This window comes from Nocardioides sp. Leaf307 (assembly GCF_001423135.1).
GTDB lineage: Bacteria > Actinomycetota > Actinomycetes > Propionibacteriales > Nocardioidaceae > Nocardioides > Nocardioides kribbensis.
In genome coordinates, this window is the sequence record NZ_LMNY01000001.1 from 1960636 (window position 1) to 1982203 (window position 21568).

General features: G+C 75.1%; 22 protein-coding genes and 1 pseudogene. 11 read left to right on the top strand and 12 right to left on the bottom strand.

From position 1 onward, the window contains the following. Positions 1-25: 25 nt before the first annotated feature. The 4 genes and pseudogenes from ASF50_RS08970 to ASF50_RS08985 form a co-directional block, all read right to left on the bottom strand. On the bottom strand, positions 26-853 hold the full coding sequence (locus ASF50_RS08970) for a DUF881 domain-containing protein (RefSeq protein ID WP_082502925.1): 828 nt from the start codon (positions 851-853) through the stop codon (positions 26-28). After that, on the bottom strand, positions 846-1178 hold the full coding sequence (locus ASF50_RS08975) for a small basic family protein (protein ID WP_056864484.1): 333 nt from the start codon (positions 1176-1178) through the stop codon (positions 846-848). Before ASF50_RS08975 ends, ASF50_RS08970 begins: the two co-directional genes overlap by 8 nt. Then, positions 1175-2110: a DUF881 domain-containing protein gene (locus ASF50_RS08980; RefSeq protein WP_156718177.1), complete on the bottom strand. Its 936-nt coding sequence runs from the start codon at positions 2108-2110 to the stop codon at positions 1175-1177. Before ASF50_RS08980 ends, ASF50_RS08975 begins: the two co-directional genes overlap by 4 nt. A 151-nt stretch (positions 2111-2261) precedes the next feature. Beyond that, positions 2262-2831: pseudogene (locus ASF50_RS08985) on the bottom strand (CDP-alcohol phosphatidyltransferase family protein); the annotation flags it as partial. A 459-nt stretch (positions 2832-3290) separates the two neighbouring features. On the opposite strand from ASF50_RS08985, the gene ASF50_RS08990 reads away from it, so the two are divergent. Both ASF50_RS08990 and ASF50_RS08995 read left to right on the top strand, forming a co-directional pair. After that, on the top strand, positions 3291-4931 hold the full coding sequence (locus ASF50_RS08990; RefSeq protein WP_056904103.1) for a DUF1800 domain-containing protein: 1641 nt from the start codon (positions 3291-3293) through the stop codon (positions 4929-4931). Positions 4932-4941: 10 nt separating this feature from the next. After that, a complete protein-coding gene (locus ASF50_RS08995) occupies positions 4942-6225 on the top strand; it encodes a DUF1501 domain-containing protein (protein ID WP_056904104.1) in 1284 nt (427 codons plus the stop codon). Positions 6226-6295: 70 nt separating this feature from the next. Here the strand turns inward: ASF50_RS08995 and ASF50_RS09000 are convergent, their stop codons facing one another. Next, on the bottom strand, positions 6296-7207 hold the full coding sequence (locus tag ASF50_RS09000; protein ID WP_082502928.1) for an NAD(P)-dependent oxidoreductase: 912 nt from the start codon (positions 7205-7207) through the stop codon (positions 6296-6298). A 35-nt stretch (positions 7208-7242) separates the two neighbouring features. Then, positions 7243-8052 (bottom strand): spermidine synthase, encoded by an 810-nt coding sequence (locus tag ASF50_RS09005; RefSeq protein ID WP_056904105.1) that lies wholly within the window; start codon positions 8050-8052, stop codon positions 7243-7245. A gap of 105 nt (positions 8053-8157) precedes the next feature. Between ASF50_RS09005 and ASF50_RS19455 the strand changes: the two genes are divergently transcribed. Both ASF50_RS19455 and ASF50_RS09010 read left to right on the top strand, forming a co-directional pair. Continuing rightward, complete coding sequence (locus tag ASF50_RS19455) at positions 8158-8307, top strand: hypothetical protein (protein ID WP_165699044.1); 150 nt, start codon at positions 8158-8160, stop codon at positions 8305-8307. A 117-nt stretch (positions 8308-8424) separates the two neighbouring features. After that, positions 8425-8748: a putative quinol monooxygenase gene (locus ASF50_RS09010; protein WP_056904106.1), complete on the top strand. Its 324-nt coding sequence runs from the start codon at positions 8425-8427 to the stop codon at positions 8746-8748. A 22-nt stretch (positions 8749-8770) separates the two neighbouring features. Here the strand turns inward: ASF50_RS09010 and ASF50_RS09015 are convergent, their stop codons facing one another. Further along, positions 8771-10267, bottom strand: coding sequence for a helix-turn-helix domain-containing protein (locus ASF50_RS09015; protein WP_082502930.1), 1497 nt, complete (start codon positions 10265-10267; stop codon positions 8771-8773). 167 nt (positions 10268-10434) lie between these two features. On the opposite strand from ASF50_RS09015, the gene ASF50_RS09020 reads away from it, so the two are divergent. From ASF50_RS09020 to ASF50_RS09040, 5 genes are read left to right on the top strand one after another with little or no spacing between them, the layout of a single operon-like run. Beyond that, positions 10435-11478, top strand: a complete 1044-nt coding sequence (locus tag ASF50_RS09020; RefSeq protein ID WP_056864490.1) for an amidohydrolase family protein — start codon at positions 10435-10437, stop codon at positions 11476-11478. Then, the gene (locus tag ASF50_RS09025) at positions 11478-12317 is read left to right on the top strand and encodes a metal-sulfur cluster assembly factor (protein ID WP_082502932.1); all 840 of its coding nucleotides are present in this window, start codon (positions 11478-11480) and stop codon (positions 12315-12317) included. Before ASF50_RS09020 ends, ASF50_RS09025 begins: the two co-directional genes overlap by 1 nt. After that, a complete protein-coding gene (locus ASF50_RS09030; RefSeq protein WP_235557599.1) occupies positions 12314-13357 on the top strand; it encodes an NAD(P)-dependent alcohol dehydrogenase in 1044 nt (347 codons plus the stop codon). The genes ASF50_RS09025 and ASF50_RS09030 overlap by 4 nt, the downstream gene beginning before the upstream one ends. Position 13358: 1 nt before the next feature. Next, on the top strand, positions 13359-13865 hold the full coding sequence (locus ASF50_RS09035) for a DUF1097 domain-containing protein (protein WP_056904107.1): 507 nt from the start codon (positions 13359-13361) through the stop codon (positions 13863-13865). 21 nt (positions 13866-13886) lie between these two features. Next, positions 13887-14216 carry a putative quinol monooxygenase gene (locus ASF50_RS09040; RefSeq protein WP_056864492.1) on the top strand — a complete coding sequence of 110 codons (330 nt, stop codon included), beginning with the start codon at positions 13887-13889 and terminating at the stop codon, positions 14214-14216. 28 nt (positions 14217-14244) lie between these two features. On the opposite strand, the gene ASF50_RS09045 is transcribed toward ASF50_RS09040, so the two are convergent. The 4 genes from ASF50_RS09045 to ASF50_RS09060 all read right to left on the bottom strand — a co-directional run bounded on the left by ASF50_RS09045 (position 14245) and on the right by ASF50_RS09060 (position 18166). Continuing rightward, complete coding sequence (locus tag ASF50_RS09045; RefSeq protein WP_235557600.1) at positions 14245-15633, bottom strand: glycoside hydrolase family 3 N-terminal domain-containing protein; 1389 nt, start codon at positions 15631-15633, stop codon at positions 14245-14247. A gap of 25 nt (positions 15634-15658) precedes the next feature. After that, on the bottom strand, positions 15659-16570 hold the full coding sequence (locus tag ASF50_RS09050) for a hypothetical protein (protein ID WP_056904109.1): 912 nt from the start codon (positions 16568-16570) through the stop codon (positions 15659-15661). Beyond that, a complete protein-coding gene (locus ASF50_RS09055; protein ID WP_056904110.1) occupies positions 16567-16989 on the bottom strand; it encodes a hypothetical protein in 423 nt (140 codons plus the stop codon). The genes ASF50_RS09050 and ASF50_RS09055 overlap by 4 nt, the downstream gene beginning before the upstream one ends. A 286-nt stretch (positions 16990-17275) precedes the next feature. Further along, positions 17276-18166 (bottom strand): alpha/beta fold hydrolase, encoded by an 891-nt coding sequence (locus ASF50_RS09060; protein ID WP_056904111.1) that lies wholly within the window; start codon positions 18164-18166, stop codon positions 17276-17278. 136 nt (positions 18167-18302) lie between these two features. Here ASF50_RS09060 and ASF50_RS09065 point away from each other — a divergent pair, with 136 nt between their 5' ends. Then, a complete protein-coding gene (locus tag ASF50_RS09065) occupies positions 18303-18995 on the top strand; it encodes a nitroreductase (RefSeq protein ID WP_235557601.1) in 693 nt (230 codons plus the stop codon). Here the strand turns inward: ASF50_RS09065 and ASF50_RS09070 are convergent. Then, a complete protein-coding gene (locus tag ASF50_RS09070; RefSeq protein ID WP_235557602.1) occupies positions 18992-19900 on the bottom strand; it encodes a CPBP family intramembrane glutamic endopeptidase in 909 nt (302 codons plus the stop codon). The genes ASF50_RS09065 and ASF50_RS09070 overlap by 4 nt on opposite strands. Positions 19901-19997: 97 nt before the next feature. On the opposite strand from ASF50_RS09070, the gene ASF50_RS09075 reads away from it, so the two are divergent. Next, positions 19998-21527: a M28 family metallopeptidase gene (locus ASF50_RS09075; RefSeq protein WP_082500302.1), complete on the top strand. Its 1530-nt coding sequence runs from the start codon at positions 19998-20000 to the stop codon at positions 21525-21527. Positions 21528-21568 lie beyond the last annotated feature (41 nt).

Genomic DNA, 21568 nt, shown 5'->3' on the forward strand with positions numbered 1-21568 from the left:
CTCCTCCGGTCGGGGTCACGGAAGGCTACTGCCCCTCCGCGGGGGCGGCGTACTCAGGTTGGGTGCTCTCGGCGACGCTCTCGATGTCGAGGGAGGTCAGCTCGGTGACCTCGACCTCGATCCCCGACTCCTCGAGCTGGAGCCGGGGGCCGGAGAAGAAGTCGACGGCGCCCGACAGCGTGGCCGGCGCGCCGATGACGTCGAGCACGTAGGGCGCCTCGAGGAGCTCCCCGTCGACCACGATGCCCCCGGTCGCGTCGGCGAACGAGCTCTGCGCGACCAGCCGGACCCGTCCGTTGAGCTGCATCGCCTCGGCGTCGGCCGTGCGGAGGTCCTGGACCATCGCGACCAGGGCCTGCGCGCCCACGGTGCCGGTGACCTCGCTGAGGGTGATCCGCACGCCCGGCCCGGTCACGGGGACGGTGCCGGCCAGGATGCTCAGGGTGTCGGCCTCGCTGCGCGCCTGCGCCAGCGCCGCGGCCTCCGCGGAGGTGTCGGAGGCGAGGTCGTCGCGGGTCCGCTCGAGCCGGGTGATCTCCGACTGCGCCCGTTGCGAGGCGCCCGCGAGGCCGCTGAGCACGTCGATGAGGTCCTGCTCCCGGTAGCCCGCGAACGAGTCGTCGACCTCGTTGCTGCGCACCTGGGTCACGCCGGCGAAGCCCACGAGGGCCAGCAGCACCGCCACGATGGCCTGGCCGCGCGTGGGCTTGAGCAGCGCGCGCACCAGACGGTCACGGCCCGGCTCGGCCGGCCGCTGTCGCGCGGGCCGCTGCGCGGTCGGGGGCGCCTGCGGCTCCTCCGGCGGTCGCGGGGCCCGCGGCTGCCCCGGGGCCTGCGGCGTGGGCTCAGGCATGGAAGAGGTGGCGGCGGATCGCCGCGACGTTGGAGAAGATCCGGATGCCGAGGACCACGATCACACCCGTGGACAGCTGTCCCCCGACCCCGAGCTTGTCGCCGAGGTAGACGATCGCGGCGGCGATGACGACGTTGGAGACGAAGGAGACCACGAAGACCTTGTCGTCGAAGATCCCGTCGAGGTAGGCCCGCAGGCCGCCGAAGACGGCGTCGAGCGCGGCGACCACCGCGATGGGCAGGTAGGGCTCCAGCGACAGGGGCACGTCGGGCTGGAAGGCGAGGCCGAGCACGATGCCGACCAGCAGTCCGAGCGCTGCGATCACGACACGTTCTCCTCTCCCCTGGGTGGGCCGGGCGGGGTCACGACGAGCTCCTCGACGCTGCGCAGGGGGCGGGGACGCGCGGCCGGGAGGGTCATCGAGGAGACATTCTGCCTCTCGACGCCGAAGCCGTACTGGGCGGCCACCTGCGCGAAGAGCGCGCCCGACGCGGTCTCGGCCAGATCGGCCTGCAGCGTGCGGCTGTCACCGATGGCGGAGACGACGTAGGGCGGGCGCAGGTCACGTCCCTCGATGGCCACGGTCGTGCCCGACAGCAGGATCGACGACAGCACGGTCAGCCGGTTGCCGTTGATCGACACCGCCTCGGCGCCCGCCTGCCACAGGCCGTTGACCAGCAGGCGCAGGTCGCGGTCCTCCACCAGCACCCCGCCGGTCGCGGGGTCGGACACCGTGATGCGGACGCCCTCGCCCTCGACCGCTCCGTAGCCGGTGCGAGCGGCCAGACGGCGCTCGCGCGCCTCCTCCGTGACCCGGTCGGCGCGCAGCGCGGCCGTGGTCGCCTCGGCGGCCGCGATCCGGTCGCCGAGGCGGCTGATGCGCTCCTGCTGGTCGGCGATGCCGGCCCGCGCCGTGAGCACCTGGTCGATGAGCGTGCTGCGGCCGGCCTGGTCGACGTCGGCGTTGCGCGAGGTCTGCAGGGCCGCGGTGGCCACCATGACCCCGAAGACCGCGACCACCACGGCCGCCGTGCGGTGGCCTCCGCCCCGGCGCGTCGGCGGAGTCTCGGGCTCCGCGCCGAGCGAGGCGGCGCGACGCTGCTCGGCGCGACGCTCCGCGACGTGGAGGTAGTCCTCGTCGAGCGACTGCTGGGTGATGAGCGTCAGCAACGGCATCGTGACCCGGGCCGGGAGCTGCTCGGGGTGCCGCGACTCCTCCGGGGTCGTCGGGGCCGGGGGACGCTCCCGGCTAGCCACCGCTCACCCGGTCCGACTCGGCAGTGGTCCCGGGCGTCGTCCCGGGCGTCGTCCCGGAGGAGGCCCCGGTCGTGGCCGCCCCGGCCGTGCCCGTGCTCCGCGGACTGGCCGCTCGAGCCGGTCGCGGTCGACGACGCGGACGCGGCTCCGTGGTGGCGAGCAGCCGTCGGACCTGCCAGGCGTAGAGGATGCCGGCCCACCAGTAGAGACCGATGCCCCAGATCGCGAAGGCCCAGCCGAAGACCTCGGCCAGCGTCGCCACGGTGCCGTCCCCGTCGCCGAGCAGCAGCAGCGGGAAGGCGTAGAGCAGGTTGAACGTGGCGGCCTTGCCCAGGAAGTGCACGGGCAGCGCGCTGTAGCCCCGGGTGCGCAGCAGCGGCACCAGGCCCCACATGAGCGCGTCGCGCAGCGGCAGCGAGACCGCCATCCACCACGGGATGACGTCGCGCAGGGCCAGCCCGACCACGACGGCGAGGATGTAGAGCCGGTCGGCCACGGGGTCGAGCACCTGCCCCAGCACCGAGGTCTGGCCCAGGCGGCGGGCGAGCCACCCGTCGAGCCAGTCGGTCACGCCGGAGACCATGAGCAGGGCGAGGGCCCAGCCGTCGGCCTCGGGGCCGAGCACCAGCCACAGGAACACCGGCACCCCTGCCAGGCGCACGGCGCTCAGCAGGTTGGGGACCGTCCACACGCCGTGGTCGGGCGTCGGGGCGTCGGACACTGCGGCCTGCTCTTCTCCGTGACGGACGGGCACCCGGGCGGGGCCCGGAGACCGGCTCGGTGCACGTGAGCCGGCGGCCTCACCATAGCCGTCGCGCGCCGCCCCCGACCGCGACGCCCCGCGACCGACTCCGCCGGGAGGCGGGTCCGGCCGGCCCCGATCGGCGCAGCGGTCTAGCCCGATGTGACCAGGCCGGTCGGCCCACGCGGGGGCGGCCCGGGCCGGGCGGCCCGCACTAGCCTGGGCGAGCGCCGCCCGGCGCCATGGGGCTCGACCGGGCGGCGCTGTCACGTGCGGGGAGAGGGGGCGTACCCCAGGTCGGGTATCCGTGCGTCCGACCGCGGCCGACCCCTCAGGCCCCGCGGCCTCCCTGCCGATGAGGCTGGTCCCCCCGCACCACGGCCCGACTCCCCGGTCGGCCGGCTCGGCCCCTCCCCCCCTCGGACCTGGAGTACCCCCGTGCCCGACGTGTCCCCCCGCACCGCACCGTCCACCACGACCGCCACCACGACCGCCGCCACGACCGCCACCACCTCGCGACGCAGCGTCCTGCGCGCCGGCGCCACCGCGGCCGGCGCGGCAGGGGTCGGCGCCACCGTGCTCGCCGCGCCCGGACGCACCGAGGCGGCCCCGGCGTACCGCCCGGCGCGCTTCGCCGGCGACACCCCCCTCCTCGGGGCCCGCGACCGTCACCTGGTCACGCGCTTTAGCTACGGCCTGACCCCCGCGCTCGCGCGGCAGGTGCGCAGGGCCGGAGGCGGGCGGGCGTGGTTCGAGCAGCAGCTCGACGCCGGCTCGGTCACCGACGGTGCCGGAGCCTTCGCCTCGTGGTGGCCCGGGCTGGGACGCACGCCCTCGGAGCTGTGGCAGCGCCACGTCGGCGAGGTCGAGGGCGGCTGGGAGGTGATGGACGACTACCAGCGCTGGCTGCTGCTGCGCCGCATGCACACCGGCCGTCAGGTGCACGAGGTGATGACGGAGTTCTGGGAGAACCACCTCAACGTGCCGGTCAACGGCGACGCCGTCTTCACCTGGCGCGCCGACTACGGCGACACCGTCCGGCGGCACGCCCTGGGTCGCTTCGACGAGCTGCTCCAGGACGCCGTGGTGCACCCCGCGATGCTGCTCTACCTCGACGGCGCCATCTCGACCGCCGAGCACCCCAACGAGAACCTCGGCCGCGAGCTCCTCGAGCTCCACACCGTCGGGCGCGGCCAGTACGACGAGGACGACGTCAAGGCCTCCGCGCGCATCCTCACCGGCTGGTGGGTGGACATGTGGCGCACCTGGGCCGCCTCCTACGAGCCGCGCCACCACGCCGTCGGGCCCGTCAGCGTCATGGACTTCAGCCACCCCAACGCCGACCGCGACGGCCGGGCCGTCACCCGTGCCTACCTCACCCACCTCGCCCACCACCCGGCGACCGCGGCCAGGATCTCCCGCAAGCTGGCGGTGAAGTTCGTCAGCGACGACCCGCCGCAGGCGCTGGTCGACGAGCTGGCCCGGGTCTACCTCGCCTCCGACACCGCCATCGTGCCCGTGCTGCGCGCCCTCGTCGCTTCCGAGGCCTTCGCCGGCTCCGCCGGGGCCAAGGTGAGGGACCCCGGCGAGGACGTCGTGGCGACCTACCGCGCCCTGCGGGTGAAGGTCAGCGAGCCGCCGCAGGGTCGCGCCGGTGACTCGTGGGGCGCCAACGCCGTGCTCTGGCAGTGCTCCGACCTCGGCAGCACGCCCATGTCCTGGCCCCGACCTGACGGGGCGCCGCTCGACAACGACTCGTGGTCCTCCTCCTCGCGGGTCGTGGCCTCCTTCGGCCTGCACTACGCGATGAGCGGGGGCTGGTGGCCCCGCGACGGCATGCGCTACCGCACGCCTCGGCAGTGGCTGCCGAAGGCCTCGATCCGCTTCGACCTGCTGGTCGACCACCTCGCCCAGGAGCTGCTCGGCGTGCACTCCACCGCCGAGCTGCTGCAGGCCTGCTGCGAGGCCTGCGACGTCCGCCCGGGCGAGCGGATCACCCGCGAGCACCGCCTGGTGAAGTGGGCCTTCCAGCGCCTGCTCACCACCTTCCTCGACTCCCCGCTGCACATGACCCGGTGACGGTGACCCCATGACGACCCCTCCCCTCCCCGCCGGACCGCGCGCCGTCACACCGGCCGGCTCCCCCTGCTGCGCCGAGTACGCCGGCCTGAGCCGCCGCGGCCTGTTCCGGGGGCTCGCGCTCGCCGGTGCCACCACCGCGATCGGCTCGGCCGTGGTGACCGCCTCGCCCGCACGGGCCGCGAGCGCCTCCTCGGTGCTGGTGGTGGTGTCGCTGCGCGGCGCCGCCGACGGGCTGTCCCTGGTGGTGCCCCACGGCGACCCGGCCTACTACCGGGCCCGCCCGCGCATCGCCGTGCCCTCCGAGAGCCTGCTGGCCAAGGACGCGATGTTCGGGCTGCACCCCCAGCTCTCGCCGCTGCTGCCGCTGTGGACCTCGGGGCGCCTGGCCGCGATCCAGGCCACGGGGCTGCCGGTGGCCAACCGCTCCCACTTCTCGGCGATGGAGGAGCTCGAGGACGCCGCCCCCGGCTCGACCGCCCGCGTGGGCTGGCTCAACCGGCTCATCGGCGGTGACGCCGACGCCTCCCCGCTCGAGGGCCTCCACGTCGGGCTGGGGGTCGTGCCGACCTCGCTCTACGGCGGGGCGCCCGTCTTCGCGGTCAAGGACGTCGACTCGGTGGAGATCCCCGGCGCCGACCAGTACGACACCACCGGCGGCCGTCCGCGTTCGCTGCGCACGCTGTGGGGCGGCGACACCAGCCCGCTGGGGCGCGGGGTGCGCGCGACCTTCGACTCCGTGCAGGGCTTCGCGCCGGTGCAGCGCGCCGTCGACCGGCGCGGGCGCTACCCCTCGACCGACCTCGGTCGCGCTCTCGCCGACGTGGCGCGGGTCGTGCGTGGCGACGTCGGGGTCGAGGTCGTCACCGTCGACCAGGGCGACTGGGACATGCACACCAACCTCGGCACGCTGGAGTGGGGCGACATGCGCCGCAACGCCGCCGACCTCGCCGGGTCCGTCGCCGCCTTCTTCGACGACCTCGGCGCCGCGGGCGACAAGGTCACGATGGTCGTGCTCAGCGAGTTCGGCCGCCGGGTGGTGGAGAACAGCAACCAGGGCCTCGACCACGGCTACGGCAACGTCATGCTCGTCGCCGGCGCGGGGGTGAGGGGCGGGCGCTACTACGGCCGCTGGCCCGGCCTCGACACGACCCTCGACGCCGACCTGCTGGTCACCACCGACTACCGCCAGGTGCTGGGCGAGGTGGTCACGAGCCGGTTCGCCGACGCCTCGGTGGCCCGCGTCTTCCCGGGGCTGTCCTACGACCCCGTGGGGTTCATGCGCACCGCCTGAACCGGCCGGGCCGGCTCGGGCGCGTCGGGTCGGCTCGGGTCGGGTCGGCTCGGGTCGGGTCGGGTCGGGCTCAGTCGACCCGGTAGGACGCCGACATGTCGCGGTCGCCGAGCCCGGCCTCCGCGGCCCGGGCGAGGTGCTCGCGCGCGCCCGGCACCAGGGTGAGGTCCAGCCCGGCGCCGCGTGCAGCGGCGAGGATGAGGTCGGCGTCCTTCAGCGCGCCGCCGAGGGCGAAGGACGGCTCGTCGTCGCCGGCGAGCATGGCGCCGCCCTTGAGCTGCACGTAGGGCGCGTCGAGCGCCCCTCCCTCGACGGCCTCCAGGAAGAGTGCCGGGTCGAGGCCGAGCTCGCGGGTCAGGCGCAGCGACTCCGCCACCCCCTCGAGCACGGTGAGCACCCAGGCGTTGGCCGCCATCTTCAGCCGGGAGCCCGCGCCGGCGGCGCCGAGCCACATCGTGCGGCTGCCCACGGCGTCGAGCACCGGGGCGATCCGGTCGCGGGCGTCGTCGGGCCCGGAGGCCAGCACCACCAGGGCGCCCGCCTCGGCCGGGCCGCGGGTGCCGAGCACGGGGGCGTCGACCAGGGTGAGGCCGAGCTCCTCGGCCAGGGCGACGAGCCGGTCGGAGCCCTCGACGCCGACCGTGCTCTGCTGGACCCAGACGGCGTCGTCGCCCATCGCCGGCGCGACCTCGCGCACCACCGACTCCACGCTGTCGAGGTCGTAGAGCATGGTCACGACGACGTCGGCCCCGTCGACGGCCGCGGCGGCCGACGACGCCACCGTGGCGACGTCGGCCAGCGGCTCGGCCCGCTCGCGGGTGCGGTTCCAGACCGTGGTCGCCAGCCCCGCGGCGGCGATGTTGCGCGCCATGCCTGCGCCCATGACGCCGGTGCCGAGCACGGCCACGCGGGGCCCGGAGCCCGGCGACGGGGCGGGGACGTCGCTCGCGGCGGGTGCGGGGGTGCTGCTCTGCTCGCTCATGGCGCCACGCTAGGTCGCTCGCGCGCCCGAGCCGCTCACCCCTCCGGACGACCGCCGGGCGCCGGCGGCTCGGGCAGGGGCGTGCCTCCCCCGAAGCCGCTGGCCACCCCCACCGCGTCGAGCACGACGTACGGCGTGAGCGCACTCACCGCCCCGCGCGCCAGCGCCCGGTCTCCCCCGGCGAGGTGCTCCGCGGCCCGGCCGGCGACGACCACGAGGTTGCCGGCGCGGCGGCCCTTCAGCGTCGGCGGCTCGGCGCTCAGCGTGAGGTGCGGCAGGTGCACCCGCAGGCCGGCCAGCACGTCGCGGGTGTGGGCGAAGGGCGTGCGGTCGCTGAGGTTGAGCAGGGCCAGGCCGTCGGGCGCCAGGGCGCGGGCGACCAGGGCGAAGGCGGCCGGCGTGACGAGGTCGGCGGGCACCCGGCCGGCGGCGTACGCGTCGAGCACCACGAGGTCGAAGGCGCCCTCACGGAGCTCCGCCAGGCCGGTGCGGCCGTCGACGGGGCGCACCTTGATGCCGCTGCGCCGCGGTAGCGGGAGCCGCTCGCGCACCAGCGCGGTGAGCGCGGTGTCGGGCTCGAGCACGACCTGGCTCGACCGGGGGCGGGTGTGGGCGACGTAGCGCGGAAGGGTCAGCCCGGCCCCGCCGACGTGCACGACGCGCAGTGGCGCCCCGGGCCCGCCGTGGGCGTCGACGACGTCGCCCATGCGGCGCACGTAGCCGAACTCCAGGCGCGAGGGGTCGTCGAGGTCGACGTGGGACTGGTCGCGGCCGCCGACGCGCACCAGGAAGGTCCGCGCGCGCTCGGTGGCCACCACCTCGGCGACCTCGGCCGCCTCGGCCACTCCGGCCACTCCGCCCGGTCCGGCCGGCTCGCCCGACGGCGCCTGTGATCCCACACCGGCCAACCTAGGCGGTGCCCGCTTCGGCCCCTCGGTACCCTCCCCGGCATGGGCATGATGAAGAAGATGGGCAAGCTCGGCGTCGCGAAGCTGATCTACGACGAGGCGCGCAAGCCGGAGAACCAGGCACGCATCAAGGCGGCTGCCGCCAAGGTGCAGACGACCGTGCAGGAGCGCCGGGCCAAGCGGCCGCGCTGAGCGCACGCACCGCGCACCGCGCGGACCCCGACCCGCAGGACGCCGGCACCCCGGCCGGCACCGGACCTGCCAGAGACCAGCACCAGACGAGCACCAGACGAGCACCGAGGAGAGCCGATGATCTTCATCACCGCGAAGTTCCAGATCAAGCCCGAGCACGCCGAGGACTGGCCCGAGATCTCGCGGCCCTTCACCGAGGCCACCCGCGCCGAGGAGGGCTGCCTGTGGTTCGACTGGTCGCGCAGCCTCGACGACGCCCACGAGTACGTGCTGGTGGAGGCCTTCCGCGACGGTGACGCCGGTGGCGCCCACGTCTCCTCCGACCACTTCAAGCAGGCCCAGCAGGACCTGCCGCCCTACCTCGTCTCCACCCCCAGGATCGTGAGCCTCGAGGCCCCCGGCACCGACTGGTCCGAGCTGGGCGAGATGCAGGTCGGCTGACCGCGACTCCCCCGCGTCCTCCTCAGCGCTCCCGTGCCTCGCGGCCGGGGGCGCTGAGGTCGTAGTGGGCCAGCTTGCGGTACATCGTGGCGCGGCTGACCCCCAGCTCGCGGGCCGCCGCCGTCACCGTCGCCCCCGGCCGGGCCAGCGCCCGGGCAATCTCCTCGCGCTCGACCGACTCCAGGCGCGTCAGGCGGTGGCCGCCGGCCCCCCTCAGGTCGGCGGGCAGGTGGCGCACGTCGACGACGTCGGTGACACGGCCGGCGTCGCGCACCACCCGCGCGAGCTGGTCGACGTTGTCGGGCCACGACGCGTCGCGCAGCACGCGCTCGGCGGCGGGGGTGAAGCGGAGGTCGCGGCCACGGTGGCGCCGCCCCAGGTGTGCGGCCAGCGGCACGACGTCCTCGGGGCGCTCCCGCAGCGGCGGCACCCCGACGACCGCGCCCACCAGTGGGGCCAGCGACGCGGGCACGTCGTGGAGGTCCTGCGCGGTGAGCATCAGCCGGGTCGCGGTGGCGGCACCGCCACGCGCGCCGGTCGCGGCGAGCAGGTCGCGCAGCCGCTCGGCGGCCCACAGCGGGAGGGTGTCGACGTCGGCGACGACGAACCCCGTGCCGGCCTTGCCCAGCTCGGGGGTCCACAGGTCGAGCCAGGCGTCGACGTCGCGCGGGTCGGGCGGGGTCGCACTGAGGATCCGGTCGCGCGGGCTGACCTGCCGCAGCGCCTGGGCACCGAGCGTCGCCCGCCCCGATCCCGGCTCCCCGAGCACGAGCACGACGTGCCCGGCCGCGAGCCCGGCGGCCGCCTCGGCGACAGGTGCGTTCCAGGCCGCCGAGAGCGCGGCGGCCAGGGTCGACGAGCCGCTGACCGCGCGGGCCGACTCCACGCGGTAGACCTGACCGCGCGGTTGCGGGCGGGGCGAGCGGCCCTGCGAGCGGGCCAGCATGAGGGCGGCGGTCGTGCCGGCCGCCGACTGGGCGAGCGCGAGCAGCAGGTCGCTGGAGGAGCGCGACCAGGTCGTGAGGTTGACGCTCCCCTCGAGCCGCCCGGTCACCGGGTCGTGCACGGGCACCGCGGCGCAGGTGTAGCCGCACAGGCTGGCGCTGTAGTGCTGCTCGGCGTGCACGAGGGTCGGCACCCGGTCGGCCAGCGCCAGCGCCAGCCCGTTGGTGCCGGCGTCGCGCTCGGAGAAGGCGAACCCCGGTGCGAGGTGCACCCGGTCGAGGGCGCGCAGCAGGGTGCTGTCACCGCAGAGCCGGTCGAGCACCAGACCCTCGTGGTCGGTGAGCATCAGCGAGACCGGCTCCGAGGCCAGGGTGGCGTGCAGGCCGCCGAGCACCTCGCGCCCGCACTCGAAGAAGAGCGACTCGGTGTCGACGGCACCGGCGAAGGCGGGGTCGACCTCGTCGAGGGGCACGCCGTAGTCCTCGCTGCGCTGCCAGCTGGCCAGCACCCGCTCGGGCACCGGACCGCCCGGTGCGACCTGGCGCGCGCGCAGAGGCACCACCTCGTCGTCCACGTCCCACCTCCCCGTCGTGTGACCCACGTTACGTCGGGGTCGCCGCGGGCGGCAGGCCCCGGTGTCTCAGATTGAGACACGGCACCCCTCGGCGACACCCCCGTCGGCTGCCTACCGTCGACCCAGACCAGGTGTGACACCCGTCACCCGTCCAGAGGGGATCGAGCATGTACAGCAAGAACGGTGAGGACTTCTACATCGTCGACGCGCACATCGCGCTGTGGGACGCGCGGCCGGAGAACCAGCGCAACATCCACGGCAAGCAGTTCATCGACTGCTTCTACGACTACCACCGCAACCTCAGCCCCGAGTCGGAGCAGTGGGGCTACGAGGAGTACCTCTACCAGGGCGGCGAGCGGCTGATGAAGGACGTCTTCACCGACGGCTACGCCGACCACGCGATCTTCCAGCCGGCCTACCTCAAGGAGTTCTACAACACCGGCTTCGGTCAGTCCGAGGAGGCCTTCGCCCTCGCCCAGGCCCACCCCGACAAGCTCACCTACAACCACAACTTCGACCCGCGCAACGGCGAGCAGGGCCTCGAGCAGCTCCACGCCGACGCCGAGAAGTACGGCCTCAAGGGCGTGAAGCTCTACACCGCCGAGTGGCACGGCGACTCACGCGGCTGGAAGCTCGACGACCCGTGGGCGGTGCGCTACTTCGAGGCGTGCCGGGAGCTGGGCATCCGCAACATCCACGTGCACAAGGGCCCCACGATCCGTCCGCTCGACCGCGACGCCTTCGACGTGGCCGACATCGACCACGTCGCCAGCGACTTCACCGACCTCAACTTCATCGTCGAGCACGTGGGCCTGCCCCGCCTGGAGGACTTCTGCTGGATCGCCACCCAGGAGCCCAACGTCTACGGCGGGCTCGCGGTCGCGATGCCGTTCATCCACACCCGGCCGAAGTACTTCGCCCAGATCATGGGCGAGCTCCTCTACTGGATCGGGGAGGACCGGATCCTCTTCTCCAGCGACTACGCCATCTGGACGCCGAAGTGGCTGGTGGAGTCGTTCGTGGACTTCCAGATCCCCGAGGAGCTCGGCGAGTACGCCCCGATCACCCTGGAGCAGAAGAAGAAGATCCTCGGGCTCAACGCCGCCAAGCTCTACGACCTCGACGTGCCCGCGCGACTGCGGCTGCCCGACGCCGACGAGACCGCGACCGGTCCGCGCGAGCCCGAGCGGGCCGACCTGGCGGCCGTGTGATGGCGCCCGCGACCCTGACCACGCGCGTGCGGCTCGACCCCGCTCCGGGGGCCGGGCCCGACGAGGAGCGCGTCCGCCGGGCCATGGACGTCGTCATCGACCCCGAGCTCGACGAGCCGATCACCGACCTGGGCTTCGTGCGCAGCGTCGAGGTCGGCGCGGGCGGGCCCACCGACGTCACCGTCCACCTGCGGCTGCCCACGTCCTTCTGCTCGCCCAACTTCGCCTACCTCATGGCCTCCGACGCCAAGGACGCGGTCAGCGCGCTGCCCGGCGTCGGGCGGGTGGTCGTCGAGCTCGACGACCACCACGACTCGGCGATCATCAACGCCGGCCTCGCCGCCGACGCGGGCTACCGCGGCACCTTCCGCCACGAGGCCGAGCAGGACCTCGACGAGCTGCGCGAGACCTTCCGGCGCAAGGCCCACACCGCCGCGATGGAGCGGGCCCTGACCGGTCTGCTGCGCTCGCGCAGCGACCTCGAGGAGGCCCGCGTCGGCGACGTCGTGCTCGGCGACCTCCCCGACGACGAGGTCACCCGCTCGCTGCTGCGCCGCAGGAGCGAGATCGGGCTGGACAACGACCCGGCCTCGCCGGTGCTCGTCGACGCGCACGGCACGCCGTACGCCGAGGGCGACGTGCCGATGGCGCTGCGCCGCGCCCGCTCGACGCGCATCTCGATCGACGGCAACGCCCACTTCTGCCGCGGCCTGCTCGCCACCCGCTACCCCGGCTCCGAGGCCGACCAGAGCGAGCGACCCGACCCCGACCGGACGTTCGTGCCGCTCACCGAGATCACCACCCGCCCCACCACCAGCACGAAGGAGCTCCCCGCATGAGCACGATGCGCGCCGTCCAGGTGGTCGGCTACCACCAGGACCTGCAGATGACCGAGGTCCCCAAGCCCGAGCCCACCGGCCCCTTCGACGTCGTCGTGCGGGTCGGGGGCGCCGGGGTGTGCCGCACCGACCTGCACATCCTCGAGGGGCAGTGGGCCGAGAAGTCCCAGGTGCAGCTGCCCTACACGATCGGCCACGAGAACGCCGGCTGGGTGGAGGCGGTCGGCAGCGCGGTCACCCACGTCGCCGAGGGCGACAAGGTGATCATGCACCCGCTCGTCACCTGCGGCCTGTGCCGCGCCTGCCGCTCGGGCGACGACGTGCACTGCGAGACCAGCCAGTTCCCGGGCATCGACACCCACGGCGGCTACGCGGAGTACCTCAGGACCACGGCGCGCAGCGTCGTGCGCATCGACGACTCGCTCGAGCCCTCCGACGTGGCCGCCCTCGCCGACGCCGGCCTCACCGCCTACCACGCGGCGGCCAAGGCCGCCCGCCGGCTCACGCCGCGCGACCGCTGCGTCGTCATCGGCGCCGGCGGACTGGGCCACATCGGCATCCAGGTGCTCAAGGCTCTGAGCCCGGCCGAGCTGATCGTCGTCGACCGCAACCCCGACGCGCTCAAGCTGGCCCTCACCATCGGGGCCGACCACGGCGTCGTCGCCGAGGGCCGCCAGGTGGAGGAGGTGCTCGACCTCACCGGCGGGCACGGCGCCGAGGTGGTCGTCGACTTCGTCGGCGAGAACGGGTCGACGGCCGAGGGCCTGGCGATGACCCGCCAGGCCGGCGACTACCACGTGGTGGGCTACGGCGAGAACATCGACGTGCCGACCATCGACCTGATCTCCTCGGAGAAGAACATCATCGGCAACCTGGTCGGCTCCTACAACGACCTGTGCGACCTGATGGCCCTCGCCGCCCGCGGCGACGTCACGCTGCACACCCAGAAGTACGCCCTCGACGACTTCCAGAGCGCCATCGACGACCTCGACGCCGGGCGCGTGCGCGGTCGGGCCATCCTCACGCCCGAGGGGATCTGACGTGAAGGGCCTGCTGGGCATCGGTGCCTCCGTGGGACTGCTGGCCGGGGCGTGGACCTGGGTCAGCGTCGAGGCCGGACTGATCACCTGGATCGCCTTCGTCGCCTGGGCCTGCTTCTTCGCCGCCGGCGGCGGCACCGAGGGGCTGCGCAAGGGCCTGGCCGCCAACCTGGCCGGCCTGGCCTGGGGCTACGTCATCAGCCTCGTGCTGGAGCTGGACTCCGCCACCTGGGTGCTCGCGCTCTCGGTGACCGTGGTCGGCTTCATCCTCTGCGTCGAGTCCGCCTGGTCGGTGCTGTCGTTCATCCCGGGGGCCTTCGCCGGCACGGCCGTCTTCTTCGGCTCCGCCTTCGACCTCACCGGGAGCCTCGTCGCGATCCTCGCCGGAGCCGCCCTCGGCCTGGTCTCGGCCCTGCTCGGCGCCCGCATCCAGGCAGCCGTCGACCACCACGGCAGCGGGGTGCGTCCCGCTGCCGGCCCCACTCCCGGCGCCCCGGCGCCGGCCTGACCCGTCCCCCGGAGGAGTCACATGATCCACAACACGGCGCGCTTCACCGTGCGTCCCGAGCACGCCGACGACTGGCCCGAGATCGCGCGGGCCTTCACCGAGGCGACCCGGGCCGAGCCCGGCTGCCTGTGGTTCCACTGGTCGCGCGACGTCGACGACCCGTGCCAGTACCTGCTGCTGGGCGCGTTCCGCGAGGACGCGGCCGCCGACCACGTCGGCTCCGCGCACTTCCAGGAGGCTCAGCGCACGCTCCCGGCGTACCTGCAGCAGACCCCCACGATCCTCGGCGTCGTCGTCGAGGACCGCGAGTGGGTGGAGCTGGGCGAGATGAGGGTGCCCGACGCCACCTAGGCGTCCCGGGCCCCTGCGGGGCACGTGCTCACCCGGCCGCGGCCGCCAGCTCCTCGGCGGCCGCGGCCGCGGTGTCGGCGAGGGCGGCGAGGTCGGGGGCACCCGCGGCGTCCACCGGCACCGGCCGCTCCTCCGAGACCCGCTGCTGCCACAGCTGCACCGCGACGACCCGCGACGCCGCCTCCTCGACCCGCTCGCGCGGGAGGCGACCCTCCTCGATCGCCCGGGTCAGGGTGCGATGGGCGCGGGCGGTGTCGGCCGGCATCAGCAGCAGGTCGGCACCCGCCGCGAGCGCGGTCACCGCAGGCTCCTCGCGCCCGGCCACCGCACCCATGCCCAGGGAGTCGGTGATCGCGACGCCCTCGAAGCCGAGCTCCTCGCGCAGCAGGTCGTAGGTCTCCGGCGCGAGGCTCGCCGGCACCCCGGGGGCGACCGCGTCGACGGCGACGTGGCTGACCATGATCGACGGCGCCTCGTGCAGCACCGCCTTGGCGAAGGGGCGCAGGTCACGGTCGGCCAGCTCGGCCATGCTCACGTCGAGCTCCGGCAGCGCGACGTGGCTGTCGACGCTCACGGCGCCGTGGCCGGGGAAGTGCTTGGGGGTCGAGACGACGCCGGCCCGGTCGTAGCCCGCCACGGCGGCCGCCACCGCCAGGGCGGCCGTGGCGGGGTCGGTCGACGGCGACCGCGAGCCGATGGTCGGGTCGCCAGCGCCGATCGTGACGTCGGCGACCGGGGCGAAGACCCAGGTGAAGCCGAGACCGCGCAGCTCCATGGCCAGGGCTTCGGCGGCGGCGCGCACCACGGCGCGACCCGGCTTCTCCCCCGCGGCCACCGCGTCGCCCGCGGCGGCGAAGGCCGGGAAGTCGGTGGCCACCCCCGACAGGTGGGAGACCAGCCCGCCCTCCTGGTCGACTCCGACGACCGGCGGGAAGCCGCGGCCGTCGGCGCTCACGGCCGCCTCGACGGCCGCGGTGGTGGCCCTCACCTGCGCGGCGTCGACGACGTTCTCGGCCGTCACCGACACCCCCGCCAGGTGGTGCTCGGCGACGAGGTCGGCCGCGACCTCCGGGTCGGTGCCGGCGTAGCGGCCCACGACGACCTGGCCGGCGAGCCGCTCGGCGTCCCACCCCGCGACCAACGCCCTGGCCTGCTCGACCTCGCCGCGGGTCGGGCCCCAGCCGGTGGGCTCCGCCGCGTCCTCCGAGGACACGTCTCCGGCCGCGCCGGACCCGCTGGAGGGCACCGTGGTGCCCGGTGTCGCGGCGCTGCCGGTCGGCCCCGACGGGGTGCCGGTGGCACCACAGCCCGCCAGCACGAGGGCGCTCAGCGCCAGCGCGCACAGGCCCGCCGGGCGCGCGGACGGCCGCGGGTGCCGGGCCGTGGAGGGACGGGATGTGGAGGGAGGACGCAGCACCCGGCCGAGGCTAACCGTGGGGGCCTCAGAGCCCGCAATGGGTGGCGAAGAAGCCCCGCAGCGCCGCGCGGGTGGCGTCGGGCAGCGGCAGGTAGAACGACGCCGCCGCGGGCAGCCCCGGGCCGCCCACCCGCACGCCGACCAGGGTGCCGACCTTGTCCTCGGCCAGCGCGTGGGGGTCGCAGCGGCTCGGCACGAGCCGCAGCCGCACCTGCTCGGGCGGCCCGGTGGCCAGGCGCACCCGCACCCCCGAGCCGACCGAGGCCGATCCCTCGGCCTGGCGGAAGAGCACCGTGTCCTCGAAGCCGCGGAACACCGTCACGGGGCGCGCTGCGCCGGTGGGGCGCAGCGTCACGTCGAGCTCCAGCACCGAGCCCCGCCCGCGGCCCACCACCCGCGGCTCGCCCACCTCGAGGTCGGCCGCGTCGGCGAGCCGCTGCGCCGCGCAGTCGCGGTCGAGGAAGAGCCCGACCGCGCCGTACCGGTCCTCGGCGGTGGTCGTCGACTCCACCGGTGGGCCGCCGTCGACGCGGTAGGTGAGGCTCACCGTGGCGTCCGATCCCGTGCCGCAGCGTGCGAGCGGCAGGGCGAAGGGCAGGTCGGCCTCGTTGAGGAAGGTCTTCTCCCCGGTCCAGGTCGTGGTGGCGAAGCGCTCGGAGCCCACCTCGGCCCGCAGCACGGTCAGCTCGTGGTCGGTGGAGTCCACCAGGCGCACGAACACCTCGCGGCCCTGCCGCTCGAGGCGGGACTGGTCGACGTAGGCCGTCAGCCCGTCGGGCCAGGGCGCCGACCCGACCGACTGAGCCGAGGCCGCGTCACCCGGCGAGGGTGCGCCCGGGCCGGGGGCCCCGTCGGCGCAGCCCGAGGCGGCGCCGAGCACGAGCGACACCACCACCGACGCGAGCCACGGGCGCCCGCGCCCGACCGCGAGCCTCACAGGTGGTCGGGCACGATCAGCGCATCGGGGTCCTGGCGCACCGGCATGGCCTCCAGCGCGGCCTGGGTCAGGTCGACGGCACCACTCACCAGGCGCCGCCTGCGCCGCTCGGACAGCCGGTCCCACGCGCCCGGCCGTCGGTGCTCCATGAGCTCGCCGGTGGCCCGCTCGGCCGCCTCGGCGAGCTCGGCGTCGCTGAAGACCGGCCGACTGCCGACCGTGGGGCGCTCGGGCAGCGCGGTGAGCACCGGGAGCACGACGTCGCCCGCGGCGACCTTGGCGCGGTAGCTCCTCTCCCGCGGCAGCCGGGCCCAGGCGGTCGCGAGGTCGCCACGCCCCCAGGGCGGGCGCGTCGCCGACCACAGCCTGCGCGCGACGGCGTCGACCGCGACGGTCATCTCGTGCTCGGTGAACCTCATGCCCCGATTCTGGACCACCGGCGCAGGCGCCGCGCCGGGCGCGGCCGCCCGGTCGGGGCACCGGGACGGGAAACACCCCCCGGGACGGGTCCCGGGGGGTGCTTGTCGCAACCTGCTCCCCCCGAAAGCGGGAACGCTCAGAGGCAGCAGGCAGCCCTAGGTTCACCCGGAGATGCGGGTGATCCATCACCCGCCAGGTGTGAGCCTGTAGGGCCCTTACAGAAGACCACCCCGTCGCCGGCCGCGCCAGGGGCTCGCGCGGATCCGGTCCTTCGGGGTGAGGGGATCAGGCCTCGCGGGACCGATCCTCCTGCGCCGGCACCCGGTCCAGCACCCGGTCGAGCACGGCGGTGGCCACCTGGTCGGGGCACTCGTCGGGGGTCCAGTGCGAGGCGCCCTCGAGCGCGACGAAGCGGTAGTCGGCGCGCACGTGGGCCCCGCACGCGTGCGCCGCGGTGGGTGAGGTGGCCAGGTCGTCGGCGCCCCACAGGAACGTCGTCGGCACCGTGACCGGCGGGGTGGCGGCGAGGTCGCCGTCCATGGCGCGGTACCACCCCAGCGCCGGGGTGAGGGCGCCCGAGCGCATCAGGTCGACGTAGGCCTCCACGTCGGGCGCGGCGACCGCGCCGCCGTAGAGCGCGCGCAGCCCGCGGGCGTCGTCGTCGAGCAGGGAGGCCTCGCCGCGGCCCGGCTCGCGGAAGACCCGGATGTAGGACGAGCGGCGCTGCTGCTCGGGGTCCTCGCGCAGGGCCGCCCCGAAGGCCGCGAGGTGGGGCACCGAGAGCGCGGTCAGCGTGCGCAGCCGCTCGGGGTGCCGCGCGGCGAGCGCCCACGCGACCGAGGCGCCCCAGTCGTGGCCGACCAGGTGGAAGGGGCCCGTGTCCAGGGCGTCGGCCACCGCCAGCACGTCGGTGACCAGGCGCGGCACGGCGTACGCCGCCACCGCGGCGGGCCGGGCCCCCGGGGAGTAGCCGCGCTGGTCGGGCGCCACGAGGCGCAGGCCGTGCCCGGCGAGACGCCCGACGACCCGGTCCCAGCTGCGCGCCGACTGCGGGAAGCCGTGCAGCAGGAGCACCGGCACGCCGTCGTCGGGCCCGGCGAGGTGGACGTCGAGGTCGATCGGGCCGTGGTCGGGGTCGTCGACGACCACCGTGGTCGACGCGTCGAAGGCGCTCATGGGCCGAGCATCGCATCCCGACGCGGGCGCCACCACCGACGACCGCGGGCACCGGCCGTGGCCGCCCGGCCCACGCCGACGCCACACGCCCGACCGTGACAGCAGCGCTGTCACGGACAGTGCCATGATGGCGCCCATGAGCGACATCGACGTCCTGGAGCGCATCCTCGCCGAGCGGTGGAGCTGCCGCGGCTACCTGCCCGACCCCGTCGACGACACGGTGGTCGAGCGGCTGCTGCTCGCCGCGCAGCGCACGCCGTCGTGGTGCAACACCCAGCCCTGGCAGGTGCACGTGGTCTCCGGCGACGCCGCACGCGCGCTGAGCGCGCGCATGCTCGCCTCCTTCGACGGCGCCGGCAGCGACTTCCCCTTCCCCGAGGCCTACACCGAGGAGCGGCAGGCGCGACGACGCGAGAGCGGCTGGCAGCTCTACGACGCCGTCGGGATCGCCAAGGGCGACCGGGAGCGCTCCTTCGCCGAGGGGCTGCGCAACTTCGAGCTCTTCGGCGCCCCCCACGTCGCCGTCGTGACGACCGCCGCCGAGCTCGGCACCTACGGCGCGGTCGACTGCGGGCTCTACGTGCAGACCTTCCTGCTCGCGGCCCACGCCCTCGGCCTCGGCGCCTGCGCCCAGGCCGCCCTGGCGGGCCAGTCGCCGCTGCTGCACGAGGTGCTCGACCTGGCCGAGGACCGCCGCGTGGTCTGCGGCATCTCCTTCGGCCACCCCGACCCCGGGCACCCCACGGCGTCCTACCGCACCACGCGGGCCCCGCTGGAGGAGGTCGTCACGCGCGTCACGAGTCTCGACGGGGCTGCGCACCACTCCTAGGTCGGCAGCCAGGACACCTGCCCGGCGAGCACGGCGTAGCCGACGAAGGCGCCGATGTCGAGCAGGGTGTGGGCCACCACCAGCGGCATCACCCGGCCCCACCGGCGGTAGAGCCAGCCGAAGAGCAGGCCCATGACGAGGTTGCCCACGAAGCCGCCGAGGCCCTGGTAGAGGTGGTAGCTCCCCCGCAGCGCGGCGGCGACGACGATCGCCGTCAGGTCGCCCAGGCCCAGCTGGCGCAGCCGCACCAGCACGTAGCCGAGGACCAGCACCTCCTCCACGACGGCGTTCTCCAGCGCCGAGAGCACGAGCACGGGGATGTGCCACCACACGTCGGGGAGGTTGTCCGGCACCACCGTGAGGCTCAGGCCCAGCGCGTGCATCACGAGGTAGAAGGCGACCCCGACCGAGCCGACGCCGGCAGCGATCGCGGCACCGCGCGCGAGGTCCAGACCGGTCAGCCACGCTCCCCCGCGGGCCCACAGCTCGCGCAGGCCGGCGCCGGAGCGCACCAGGAGGTAGCCCGCCAGCAGCACCGGCACGAGCGAGAAGCCGAAGGCCAGCAGCTGGTAGGCCAGGTCGAACCACGGTCGCTGGGGGGCGTAGGAGCCGTTCATCGACGCCGTCTGGCCCGCGAGCCCGCCGGGGGCGGTCGCCGCCTCGAGCAGGTTGACCACCGAGTAGACGGTCGAGCGGCCCAGCGAGAGCGCCAGCACCACGACCAGCTCGACGAGCAGCAATCGGCGGCTCAGCGGTCCTCCCGGGCTCCGCGGCGCCGGCACGGCGGTCGAGCCGGGCACCTCGGCGCCCCGGGCGGCCCGGCCGCGGGGGCCGGGGGCGGGCCCACCAGCGGGGTCGGGAGTGGGGTCGGGGGACGGGCCGGGCCCGTCGGTGTGCGTCGCCACGGGCGCCACCCTGCCACCCGCAGGTGAGGGGCGGCTGAGAGCGGGCGTGGCAGGGTGGACGGCACGCACCTCGTCTACTCGGAACGGGAGCACACCCATGCACGACCCCGCACACCCCTCGTCCCAGGCCCCCGGCAGCGACACCACGGCGTCGCCCCACCCGGCCTCGCCTCCCCCCGCCACCACCCGGCGCAGGCTGCTCGGCGGCTCGGGCGCGCTGGCCGCCGGAGCCGTCGGCGCCACGGTCTCCGGCGGGTCCGCCGCCGTGGCCGGCCCCGGTCGGGGACCCGGCCCGTCGGGCGTCCTCGACACCGCGGAGTGGCCCGACGGGCCCGGGCGCCCGCTGCGCGCCCAGCGCGCCGACCGCGAGCTGCGCGCGATCATGGCCGAGGTCGACCCCGACCGGATCCGTGCCATCGTGGAGAAGCTGGTGTCCTTCGGCACCCGGCACACGCTGTCGAGCCAGGACGACCCCGAGCGCGGCATCGGCGCGGCCCGCGACTGGATCGCCGCCGAGATGCGCCGCTACGCCGCGCGCTCGGGCGGACGGATGAGCGTCACGGTCCCGTCGTACGTGCAGGAGCCGGCCTCGCGCATCCCCGCGCCGACCCGGATCAGCAACGTCGTGGCGCGTCTGGAGGGCTCCTCGGATCCCGGACGGGTCTACGTCGTCTCCGGTCACTACGACTCGCGCGCCACCGACGTCATGGACGCCACCTCCGACGCCCCCGGCGCCGACGACGACGCCAGCGGCGTGGCCGTGGCCATGGAGCTGGCCCGCATCATGGCCACCCGGCGCCCGGCCGCGACCATCCTCTTCGCGGCCGTGGCCGGCGAGGAGCAGGGCCTCTACGGCTCCACGTTCCTGGCCCGCCAGCTCACCGAGGAGGGCGCCGACGTCCAGGGCATGTTCACCGACGACATCGTCGGCAGCAGCCGCGCCGACGACGGCGAGCGCGACCGGCGCAGCGTGCGGCTCTTCGTGCAGGGCGTGCCGACGAGCGAGGACGAGGCGCGCGCCGCGACCCGGCTCTCGATCGGCGGGGAGAACGACTCCCCCACGCGCCAGCTCGGCCGCTTCGTCGCCGAGGTCGCCGACCCGCGCCTGACCGGCATGGAGGTGCGCCTGGTCTACCGCCTCGACCGCTACCTGCGCGGCGGCGACCACCGACCCTTCCTCGAGGCGGGCTACCCCGCGGCCCGCTTCACCGAGCCGGCCGAGGACTTCGCCCACCAGCACCAGGACGTGCGGGTCGAGGACGGCGTGCAGTACGGCGACCTGGTGCGCTTCTGCGACATGGACTACATCGCCGGCGTCACCCGGGTCAACGCCGCCGCACTGTGGTCGCTGGCCCAGGCCCCGGGCGTGCCGCGCGATGTGGTGGTGGACACCACCGCGCTGACCAACGACAGCACCCTGAGCTGGTCGCCCGGGTCGGGCGAGACCGCGTCGTACGAGGTCGTGTGGCGCCCGACCCCCGAGCCGCTGTGGCAGCACGTCGTCGCGGTGCGGGGCACGAGCGCGACCCTGGACCTGTCGAAGGACAACGTCGTGCTCGGGGTGCGCGCCGTGGGGCCCGACGGCCACCGCAGCCCCGCGGTGTTCCCGTTCCCCGCACCCGCCTGACCGGTCGCCCGCAGGCGCCCCGGCAAGCCGGTCCGCCGGGG